A 10,565-nucleotide genomic window follows, 5' to 3' on the forward strand; every position below is an offset into this window, starting at 1 on the left:
CGGGAAACAGACAACGCTTGAGTTAAATACAGATGACTATTCCCGGTTTTCTTGTCCTGCTATACTTCCCAAGGCTAACAGACCATAAAACGTGTATTCCAGATCGCGGGTAGGGTCGCCGTCGCCTGACAGAAAAGCGCCCTCCACAAAATTATCCTGAATCATACCCAAGCAGGCCGGCGCCAATAAACGGATGTCGAAACCGGTTTTCTGCAAGGCAAACAAAGCCACGCCGGTTGACAGCATATCGCCGGAATCCATCTGTTCAAAGGCCTTAAATCCATTCGCTTCATCAAAATAAGCCATTATTCTTTTCTGCAATTTTACTGTTTTCAAACCAACCTCGTGCCTGGCCACCAACAAAGCAGCCAGCATACTGCACGGAGCGCCGATTGGAAGTCGATACATGCCCAAAACCACACGGGCGACAAAATAAAGCCAGCTTTTACGCCCGTAACGGGCATCGAAAACCAACAAAAACAAAAACAACTGATAGGAAAAATTCACCTGGTAATCCCGCTTCAAGAAAAACCGAAAAAAGGTTGGCGGCAATTTCTTTTTCCCGGACAAACCTTGCCGGATCAGAACCAATGCAAACTTGTTGATCAGATTTCGTTCCTCATCCACGCTCCGGGCTGACGTGTATTTTTGCAATAACATCAGCTGATCCTTCATTTTCAATGCCGACGCCAGCCAAAAACCAAACAAGGAATAGTACAAATCCGGCGTTCCGCCCCGATCAACAAATGCCCCGCCTGGGTGCTGTTGCCCAATCACAAACTGTCTGACTTTCTGTTGTGCTTCCGTATCCAGTAAATCGAAAGCTTTCTCAACGAATTCAACAAATTGAAGATGAATGGGAATCTCAACCTTGACGGAATTCATGCTCCTTCATTTTAAAAGATTTTGCCCATCACACCGTAGAGGCTTAACTTTAGTTTCAGGTTTTGCAGCTGGTCCAGCTCGCGGTAGCATTTGTCCACATACAATTTCAGGAAAGCATCGGCATGTAAATCCACTTGTTCCTCGCGAATAAGCTGATGCAAGGCAACAGCATCCATGCCGGACAGGCCGGACAATTGATCTGCCTCTCCGTTTTCCTCAAACTTTTCGCGCAACAAAGCCAGCAAAAACGGAAAATGATGCACATGCTCCGGCTGCTGGTTTTCGCGAAACTCGTTCAAATCGTCCCGAATTTGATAGGCAATGCCAAACCAATCGGCGAAAGTGGACAGGGTTTTCAACTCGTCTGCTCCGGCGCCCCCGTTGATTGCACCCAGCAACAGGGCTACTTTCACGGCCTCGCCGGTTTTTTGGGTGAAGATTTGCAGCAGCTGATCGACAGAAACTGACACGAACCGGCCATCCAGCAGCAGATCGGCGCCCTGGCCGGTAGCCAGGCTCAGGTGTGAGTTGGAAACCACCCGCAGTGATTCGGCCAGCATTTTCGCCTCAACCGGCAAATTGGCCAACAACTGGTAGCCCTTCCCGATCAGGTAATCGCCCACGTTGATGGCTACCGGAATGCCATGCGTTTTGTGCAGGGTTTCCTGTTCATAGCGGTAATCATCGTCATCCTCAATATCATCATGGATCAGCGAAGCTTTGTGGAAACACTCGATAATAATGGCCAAGGCCGCCTGCACCTCGTCACGCGGATCATTGGAATAGGAACGGTAGGCCAGCACGGTCAGCAGCGGACGGATGCGTTGTCCACCCATCACCAGCATGCGCTTGGCCAATTTTTCAGTTTCATTATAAGCGTGAAAGAAATCCTGCAAGGTAAACTCGGTGAAATAATCCTGGACCTGATCTTTCAGCAGAGAAACAGACAAAGGCTGAACCTCGGGATTTTGCCTCAACTGGTACATTTCTTCGAACAGCCAGCCATAGTCCACGTTGGTATTTTCGCAACCGTTATAAAGAAGCGGCAAGCCCATTACCGGGACGGCGGCCCGCGAAACCGGCCCGAACGAACGTTGCAGCACCGGCATACAACTTACGCCGATCACCGCATCGATGGCACCCTCGGCCACCAAACCAACAGCCACCGTTGTTCCCTCGGCCACCAGTGTGGTATAGCCAAGCGCTTCGGCCTTGGTGAGCACACTGTCGATCTGACACCCCTTACAGCCAGCGCAAATCAGACCCAGCGAATCCATCTCGGCCTGGCAATTTTGAGAATTTTTCAGGCATTGGGGCAACAACAACAAGCGGCGGTCGAAAGGCGTAGCGGCAATCACCTCGCGCCAGATTTCATTGCCGCACAGCACGATGGTAAAGTCGAGGTATTCCTCATCCATCCCCAAACGCTGAAGCACCTCCATCGCCAGTTCTTCCAGACGGTCGAAATCGGCAGGAGGAAGCACCTTCTTGTGCTCCACCAGCAAACGTGATTCATGCCGGAGCTGGTTGCGCAGCTTCACCTCCTGCGGTACTTTTAGCAGTCGTTGCGTTTTGATCATATCCTTATCCGTAAGCGCCCAATCCGAAGAAGGCGCGTTTTTTTGCAAAGCGGTACATCCAGTTTTTTTCCGGGATGGGCGTCCCCGAGCCATGACTGCACACGACAGGCATCGCACGTAAACGGGCAGCCTCATTGTTGCGCCCCGAGGTATCGATGGCCCCGTGCTTTTCCACATAATCAACCAGCCAGATCGGGTCCTCCATCAGAATACAGCCCGATGTTTTCCGGGGAATTTCCGTTTTCAGTTCCTTCAAAAAGAGGGAAGACCGATAAATATCCGCCAGTGGTTGATCGCCCACACGGTCGGTGGCAAACTGAATGACAGGGCACGGCTCAATGTAGCCCGAAGCATTGATGTGGTGGCTCAAACCCGATGCGGCCGGGCAAAGGCCGTTTCCATCTTCATCCCAATAGGCGTCAATGATGGCAATCTTGTATTTTGTCCGTGCGTCCACCATATACGAACGCAGTTGTTCTATTTCTTGTTTACTTAAACTCAATTCAACCGATGCATTTTCCCCTACCGGACGGAAAATGTAGTACCAAAGATAAAGTACGCCCCGGTCAATCAGCGATTGAATAAAATCATGCGACAAGGCCAGATCGATGTTCGACTTGCAGACGCTCATGGCCACACCGGTTACCAATCCGGCGCCGGTAGCATTTTCAATGGCCTGCCGGGTGCGCTGGTACACGTTTTTGCCTCCCCGCCGCACATCGGCCACCGTTTCGTCTCCTTCAAAACTGATAAGCGGGGTTACATTGCCGCATTGCCGCAATTGCTCGGCCACGTCGGGCGTCAGCAGCGTACCATTGGTAAACAGCTGAAAATAGCAGTCGGCGTGTTTTCGGAAGATATCGAACAGCGGTTTGTACAGCAGCGGTTCTCCGCCAAGAATGCCAAAAAAGTAGGAGCCCTGCGCTTTTGTTTCAGTGATGATTTGGTCGAGTTGTTCAGCCGAAAGCCGGTTGTTTTTCTTCTTCCCCATCACCCAACAGCCCTGGCAATTCAGGTTACAGTCGTCGGTAACCGAGATGAAGTGAAAGGCCGGAAAGAACTCGCCCTTTTTCAACCGCTTTTGAAATCGGTTAAAGCTGAGCGTTCCCTTCACCCCCAGGTTATAGACAAACTTATACAGGCACCGTTTATCGGTGTTAAACAACAATTGTTTCAGCATACTATTCTTTCTTATCAAGGGCATTTCGTACTTCCTCCAGCGCTTTCCGTCGCTCTTCCTCGGCCAGTTGCACCACGCCTTGCCTGAAAATATTTTTCCGGTTTTGGTTTCGGTCGTTCAGCATCACAAACAAACTGCCGGGTTTGGCTGACGGCCGGTTGGCTTTTTCTCCCAGTTGGGCGCCAGCCAAGGCCGAATTTTCGGCCAGTCGCGGAAACATAATGGCCGAGGCCGGACAGGTTCGCCCGCAAGCCGGACAGTTGTTTTTGCAGGCCAGCGGATTGACCACCGTCAGGCTTTTCTTATCGTAGGCATACACGCCAAACAGGCAAAAGCGGGCACACTGTCCGCACAGGGTGCAGAGCGATTCATCGATCACCGGGAACCAGGCCGGCACATTCAGGGCGCTCACTTCCACCTGATACCTTGCCGCGCCTTCCTGCAGTCGGTATTCCTCTTGCAGTTTCGCCAAAATTTGTTCGGTTGAAAGTTCCTTGAAATTCAACACGTCAAACTCGCCAAAGTTTATCCCGGCCTGCCGCAGCATGTTTCTCACGGCACGCGGATAGCAGGCAACGATCAGCTTTTGCGAATACTTTTCGGAGATAGTTTGCAATACGTCTTTTTCGTGTACCGAAAAAGCGCACAAATCGCGCAACTCAAATACATCGGCATCCAATTGCTGAAAAGCGCCGGCCAATTGGTCGGCTTTCCCGGGCGAAATTACACCCGCCCCGCAGCGACAAAATAAAATACAGGTTTCGTTCATGCCCTTTCCCGGATTTGGTTAGCTAAGTAAATTAAAATCTGCCCAAAAGGGAAATCATTGGGCCGATTATCCCTGAGGCATTAACAAGTTTTTACAATTCGAAATTGAAACCGATAACGTTTCGAAAGTCCACACGGTTTCTTAAATTTGACAAAAACAAAGAAACATGGAAAAACTGGCCGACTTGCCAAACATCGGAAAAATAGTTGCTGCCAGGCTAGCAGAAGTGGGCATTGAAACACCCGAACAACTGCGGGCGATGGGGGCCGAACAGGCTTTTATTCGCCTGAAAACCGTTGACGAAGGGGCCTGTTTGAGTATGCTGTGCGGACTGGAAGGCGCCGTACAAGGCATCCGCTGGCACCAACTGCCCAAAGCACGGAAAGAGGAATTAAAGGCTTTCCTTAAGATGGCCCGGAGGTAGTCACAGTTTGCAGTTTTCAGTTTTCAGAAGCAGTGGACTTTGAGCAAGTGGCGAGAAAACAAACCCTTTTCAATATAACCGTCAAATCATGAAACCACGTTTAAACATTGTTACCCTGGGAGTGAGCGACTTGAAACGCTCCCGCGATTTTTACCGGGACGCCCTGGGTTGGGAACCCGGACAAGGCAGCGACAACAACATCGTGTTTTACGGGCAGGGCGGTATCGTGTTTGCCCTTTACCCGCTCAACGACCTGGCCGAAGATGCCAACCTGCCGCCTGGCCGAAGCGGCTTCCCGGGTGTTACGCTGGCCATCAACATGGACTCGAAAGAAGCGGTGGACCAGCTGTACCGGCAAATTACCGGGAATGGCGGAACCCCGCTCGTGGAACCCCGTGAAACCTTCTGGGGCGGCTACGATTGCTACTTTGCCGACCCCGACGGCCACACCTGGGAAATTGCCTGGGCTCCTTTCTGGAAATTTGATGAACAAGGCAGTTTGTTGCTGGAATAGACGGTGTCTGCCATTTTTTCGGGATTCACCTGGTGATTTGAAGTCACCTGGTGAATAGAAGTTGGCTTTACTGAGCTGGTGACTTGAAGTCACCAGCTCAGTAAACTTCCGGTATCATGTCACTTTAAAGATGCAATCCAAGCTCTTTCGCCCGGTTCCGGTTAATCAATCTTCCATCTCTAAGACCTGCATAGTCGGGATACGATGAAAATTCCCAATCAGCCGGATATTTCACCAGGTTCGCACTCACTGGATTATTATGGATGTAATTGAAACAAACTTGCGGGTACTCCTTTTCCGAATCGGGTACGTTAATAATCGCGCCAAAAGCCGAATGGAACCAAGCAAGAGTAAGGCCGTTTATTTCGGTTAAACAGATGGCTTTTGTTCGGTGTTGAAAAAGACTACCGGTGAATTTCTGCTGAATTTGGAGTGCTCTTGTATATGACCGCAAAACGATCGCAATGGATTGGTTCAGGTTCCTTGTTTTAGCCATCGGATGATTTACCTTTTCGGGATTCACCTGGTGATTTGAAATCACCTTGTGAATAAGGGGCTTGTCATCTCTGATCCGTTGACTAAAAGTCGCCGGATCATCCGGAGCATCCGATGGAATTTCAAGCCGGTTAACATGAAGCATCAGGTGAAAATGATTGGGCATTAAACACCAAGCAAGAATATCGGCGAACGGTACGACATAGGTTCTGATTTTATGCAGAAAGTACAGGTAATTCTCGCGGGAGAAAAAGATTTGCTGCGAATTATTGCCTCTATTGTAAACATGGTATACGTGAGTGGGCTCAAACTGCATGACAGTTATTTTTTGTTTACCGTAAGTTATGAAAATAAAATGGCTGGGCATTCATCAAGTGGCTTTTACCTCAACCTTTCCGGATTCACCAGGTGACTTGAAGTCACCAGGTGAATAAGAGTATCGTCCTCAAATTTCAGGACCTGCTTTGCAAAAGCGGCTAGCAGGGGGACTTCATCGGCCCACTGCCTTTTCTCTTCACCGCACCAAGGGTGCAGCAGCACTAAGGCAGGGCAACGCCCTGTTGTTGCAACTTTAGCGGTTACCCGCAGCCCGGAAGGGGCACGAGCAGGGGAAGATAAAATATTATTCAACTCATTAGGATACAAATCGATCCAGCCAACCGCCGACTTTGGCATATCCGGAAAAGCAGGGGTTAGTATTCTAACCTATTTCTTTCAGCCTCTTCGTCCATTCGCTTTGCTTCTGCCAAATATCCTTGTTGCATTCGTTTAAATATCTGTGCAACATTTGGATATTTGTTTTTAAAATCATTTGATAACTTTTCAAAGTAGGCGGCCTTTTCTCTTTCAATATCTCCACCATCGAAAGCTCCTCTTGTTGAAGAGCCTCTTTTGTTATACATAGCTGAAGAATAACCACTTTTCAAGCTGTCCGTGTTTATTTCTTCAATAATATGAAATATTTTTTCCTGTGGCCATTCTTGAATATTTTCAGGATATTCAGCTAATACCTTACCGATTTCAGAATCAGCGACATTTAATCTACTAGCTGATTCTGCTAAGGTTCTCGCTTTAATAATCCAATCTTTTAAAACTACTTCATCAATAGAATTATCTTCTTTCATCCCTGGTATTTTTTTCCACGAATGAAGCAAGTGATAGGCTTGTTTTGCTCTATTTTGAATAACTTCATCCGAAATACCTTCCCGTTCTTTTTCCAACAATGCTTTGTCTTTAGGAATATAAATCCATTTCAAAACTTCAATGAAAAAATCTGGGCTATTTGCCAATTCTTCTTCTAATATTTTAGGGTTTCTTCCTGTACCGTATGAATCCAAAATTGAAAGATACAGCCACTCCAAATGAATGAGGGTTGATTTCTCAATATCTGTTCGCTTGTCAAGCTCTTCAAAAATCCGTTCTATTTCATAACCACTGAAGCGAGGTGTTTCATTTGCTTCCTCAGTCGCTGCCTTTTTCAACATTTCAGAAAGCAGATAACTTGATATTCCATTTGCAAAGTGAGAAGCAATATCTATTGCAGAAAAGAATCTTTTGTGCTTTAAAAGCATTTCAATCCCGATTGCCTTTTCATCATCGGTAATGTGATAAAAATGCGGATTGATATTTTGCCAATATTCATTTTGTATTTCTTCATCTAATGAAGACACAAAATCCCACAAATGTTGATTTTGATTTAGTGGAATAAGTACATTAGAAAGTGCTTTATTACTAAATTTCTTTTCTTGTAGTTGTTTGAATAATGATTTTATCCAATCAAATTTTTCTATGATTGATTTACGATAGATAAAGTTGTGAGCAAAACCAATGAGATTTTTTTCATCATACAAATTCTCACAAACTGTAAGAACATCTTCCTGATTTGTGATTACGTCAGCTAAAGCACCGCCTAAAAGCCAAAACTCTTTAACTTGTTTTCGTAAATCTAAGGTTGGTTTTAAACCTAATTCTTGAAGAAAAACAGTTACTGCTGTTTTTCTTGCTTCATCAACGCGCTTTTGTTGTTGCTCGTAACGTTTTTCTGATTCATTGGGTTCGTATATAAAACCTTCCGGGAACTCAGGCCAATGTTTATTGAAAAGCCAAATGTATTTATGAATAATGTCTGTTGGCTGAAGTTTGTTATACAAATTTTCTAATCGCTCTAACTCGGTTTCGGGTAAAGCCCAATCGGTATCAGGATGCGACCTGTGATGATTTAAAATTCCCCTGATTGCTTCCCAAGTTGAAAATTTTTCCTGTTTGATATTTGGGTAAACTTCATCAGCCCAATCTAAAACCCTTTTTCTATCTTTAGGTGAAAGATTGGTTGTTTCTTTTATGAGTTGAGAAAATTTTTCTTCATCATTATCAAAAAGGTTTATAAGCATTTCTATTACTGCTGAATGCGTATTCCATATTTCTTGATAAGTGTAAGTGAGATTGGTATTCTTATCAAACATTCGCCAACGCATTTTATGTGTTGGATGTGCTATGCCGTGATGGTCTGGAAGCATTCTAATTAAAAGGGACCAACCTGATTCTTTTTCCTTCTCGGTAATGTATTTTAGAATTTCCATTCTTTCATCATACGATGCGAGAGTTTGAAAATGCCAAGGTTTAAAAATTTCTGAAATACTATTCAGTGGTCTGTTTGATAAACTACCGCCTGGATCAAGTCTTGAAAGTTTAAGCAGTACCAAACTCGCATCCCTTAAATATTCGGGCAACCAAGCCAAATTTTCAAGTGCCCACAACAAACCAGTGTGGTGACTTGTTTTGTGCAAAAAACCATCTTCCTCATTAAACATATCCATTATTTCGGGCTGTTCTTTTGCCAACGAATTTTTTACTGCTTTGAGAAAACATTCAGGCGATGCTTCTGAAATAAGAGGTAATTCGTGGTCAAAGGAAATCCACATTTCTCCACTTGCGTTGTTGAGTAAATCAAAAATGATATCATCAACCCAATTTTGGGGATTATTAAGATTGGGAATTTTCACTCCATTCAATCGTCCAACTAAAATTAAAGATTGTGTCAGCCCTTCTCTTGACCAATTAGAGTATTTATTTCTTTTGCTGAAATAAGCTGCGAAACTGTTTTTGTCCGCGGGTTCGACTATCGGATTTCCGTTTTTGAATGCTAATGCATAACACTCTTTGATGTTTTGGAAGTCTTTAGATGAAAGTTGAGATGAAAGAGCTGTCCATAAATCCAGAGGCGAGGTTAACCTCCAAGTTTCACCTATTTGGATAATGGGCGATTCTTCAAAGTTTTTCCATTTGTTTAGAATAACTAAATAGTCAGAATATTTTTGTTCAGAAAGTTTTTCAATTAGTTCAATATCTCCAACAAATGTTTCATTCCATCTTCCAAGTAATAGAGCCGGAATTATCTCACGGATGTTTTCTTTTTCTATCCATTTTGCATTATAGTGCGGAAACCCAAGAAGTTTTTTAAGTATAGTAATGTTTCTGCCTGATTCCCTAGAAAATTTCTCTGCATCTTCATTTGATATGCCGCTCTTTACTAGTGCACTGATTTGACCATTTCTATCAATTGTTGGTAGATTAATTGTTTCTTGATTAAAGTCATCATCAGCACCGAGAGGGACTAATACGTGGTTGCCTTTTGATACTGCTAAGTAAAGAGGTAGCGCTTCGCCAAATCTTGGAATAAGATTTAAAGTAGAGGTTATATTGTTCCTAACTATTCCACGAAAATTCCCTTCTGTATCAACGATTAATGCTTTGGAAAAAAATCGGTCAAACTCTTCTGTCGGGAATAATTTTGCTGAAGCAATTATAAATGCAATTGCTTCAATCTTTGTTGAAGCTTTTATTCCTTTGATTGTTGGGTTTCCCTGTAACGCTGATAATAACAAGTCTTTCTCATATTCTCTTCCTGCTACTACAGATTCTGGTGAAAGAACCAATCCTTTTGGACCAATTGACCATTCTTCCCAGAATTCGTCAGCTGTCATTATACCATCAAATGGATATGTTCCAACTCCATCTTGCGAAGCGAGCCAACGAGAAACAGAAAGTGCATTATCAAGCCATTCCTCTAAGTCAATTGAATCATATACTTTAACGTCTTTCCAATGATTTTCAGCTTTTTTCTCTGCAATCCATTCGCTTTTTTTTGCCCAAAGTCTTGGCGTAACAAATATGAAAACAGAGTCACTAGGTGTAAAACCTATTGGATTTGCTTTTCTTTTATCATAATCACCATCAGCTTTCCCTTTGCAGTCAATAGTGGTACCAAGTTCCCACAAAGAAATTCCTTGAGGTACGTAAGCAGTTTCAGTTTCACAATTCACGATACCGTCCCAACCACCAATATAAGTTGCACTTCCCGAAGGAAGATTCGCTTTTGTGCTTGCAGGTGTTGTTGCTCTTACCAATCTTGAAATAAGATAAGGCAGAACAGCTTTTGAAAAGGTAGTGTCAGCCCACCTTTCAAGATTATCTCTTGTTACAAGTTTCATATTGCATTATTTCTTTGTATTGTGTGATACTTTATCAAGATGCTGTCTTTTTACAATGACCGCCAACTCTGTTATCTGCACCCCAAAGTAATCTCTTCTATTTCCGCTGCAGGGGTGATCTGTGTAATTGTTATATTTTCCGCACCCCAATTTACAAAACATATTCAAAATATTTCTTAAAAGCCGAAAAATTGAAAAGTGGAGCCGTAAAGATATCTTCATGCCTTG

Annotated in this window: 9 protein-coding genes; 2 read left to right on the top strand and 7 right to left on the bottom strand. The window is 44.4% G+C overall.

The window, feature by feature from the left end; all coding sequences use genetic code 11:
- Positions 1-36: 36 nt before the first annotated feature.
- Genes N2K84_RS18020 through N2K84_RS18035 form a run of 4 tightly spaced genes read right to left on the bottom strand, consistent with a single transcriptional unit; the run spans position 37 to position 4,414 of the window.
- Positions 37-885: a hypothetical protein gene (locus tag N2K84_RS18020; protein ID WP_282593227.1), complete on the bottom strand. Its 849-nt coding sequence runs from the start codon at positions 883-885 to the stop codon at positions 37-39.
- A gap of 11 nt (positions 886-896) precedes the next feature.
- Positions 897-2,513: a polyprenyl synthetase family protein gene (locus tag N2K84_RS18025; protein WP_282593228.1), complete on the bottom strand. Its 1,617-nt coding sequence runs from the start codon at positions 2,511-2,513 to the stop codon at positions 897-899.
- A complete protein-coding gene (locus N2K84_RS18030) occupies positions 2,470-3,645 on the bottom strand; it encodes a radical SAM protein (RefSeq protein WP_282593229.1) in 1,176 nt (391 codons plus the stop codon). Before N2K84_RS18030 ends, N2K84_RS18025 begins: the two co-directional genes overlap by 44 nt.
- 1 nt (position 3,646) lies before the next feature.
- Positions 3,647-4,414 carry an ATP-binding protein gene (locus N2K84_RS18035; RefSeq protein WP_282593230.1) on the bottom strand — a complete coding sequence of 256 codons (768 nt, stop codon included), beginning with the start codon at positions 4,412-4,414 and terminating at the stop codon, positions 3,647-3,649.
- 166 nt (positions 4,415-4,580) lie between these two features.
- Here N2K84_RS18035 and N2K84_RS18040 point away from each other — a divergent pair, with 166 nt between their 5' ends.
- Both N2K84_RS18040 and N2K84_RS18045 read left to right on the top strand, forming a co-directional pair.
- A complete protein-coding gene (locus N2K84_RS18040) occupies positions 4,581-4,838 on the top strand; it encodes a TfoX/Sxy family protein (RefSeq protein ID WP_282593231.1) in 258 nt (85 codons plus the stop codon).
- Between the two features lie 88 nt (positions 4,839-4,926).
- Positions 4,927-5,352 (top strand): VOC family protein, encoded by a 426-nt coding sequence (locus tag N2K84_RS18045; protein WP_282593232.1) that lies wholly within the window; start codon positions 4,927-4,929, stop codon positions 5,350-5,352.
- A gap of 124 nt (positions 5,353-5,476) precedes the next feature.
- On the opposite strand, the gene N2K84_RS18050 is transcribed toward N2K84_RS18045, so the two are convergent.
- From N2K84_RS18050 to N2K84_RS18060, 3 genes are all read right to left on the bottom strand, one after another.
- Complete coding sequence (locus N2K84_RS18050) at positions 5,477-6,163, bottom strand: hypothetical protein (protein WP_282593233.1); 687 nt, start codon at positions 6,161-6,163, stop codon at positions 5,477-5,479.
- A 376-nt stretch (positions 6,164-6,539) separates the two neighbouring features.
- Complete coding sequence (locus tag N2K84_RS18055) at positions 6,540-10,337, bottom strand: hypothetical protein (protein WP_282593234.1); 3,798 nt, start codon at positions 10,335-10,337, stop codon at positions 6,540-6,542.
- Between the two features lie 6 nt (positions 10,338-10,343).
- Positions 10,344-10,565 (bottom strand): hypothetical protein (locus N2K84_RS18060; RefSeq protein WP_282593235.1); only part of this gene is annotated, 222 nt, incomplete at its 5' end.

Source organism: Gaoshiqia sediminis (assembly GCF_025907915.1).
Classification (GTDB): Bacteria; Bacteroidota; Bacteroidia; order Bacteroidales; family Prolixibacteraceae; genus Gaoshiqia; species Gaoshiqia sediminis.

Excerpts from the sequence above, each read along its gene's own strand:
- N2K84_RS18020 (WP_282593227.1), bottom strand. The coding sequence starts at position 885 with ATGAATTCCGTCAAGGTTGAGATTCCCATTCATCTTCAATTTGTTGAA.
- N2K84_RS18030 (WP_282593229.1), bottom strand. The coding sequence starts at position 3,645 with ATGCTGAAACAATTGTTGTTTAACACCGATAAACGGTGCCTGTATAAG.
- N2K84_RS18035 (WP_282593230.1), bottom strand. The coding sequence starts at position 4,414 with ATGAACGAAACCTGTATTTTATTTTGTCGCTGCGGGGCGGGTGTAATT.
- N2K84_RS18040 (WP_282593231.1), top strand. The coding sequence starts at position 4,581 with ATGGAAAAACTGGCCGACTTGCCAAACATCGGAAAAATAGTTGCTGCC.
- N2K84_RS18045 (WP_282593232.1), top strand. The coding sequence starts at position 4,927 with ATGAAACCACGTTTAAACATTGTTACCCTGGGAGTGAGCGACTTGAAA.
- N2K84_RS18050 (WP_282593233.1), bottom strand. The coding sequence starts at position 6,163 with ATGCAGTTTGAGCCCACTCACGTATACCATGTTTACAATAGAGGCAAT.
- N2K84_RS18055 (WP_282593234.1), bottom strand. The coding sequence starts at position 10,337 with ATGAAACTTGTAACAAGAGATAATCTTGAAAGGTGGGCTGACACTACC.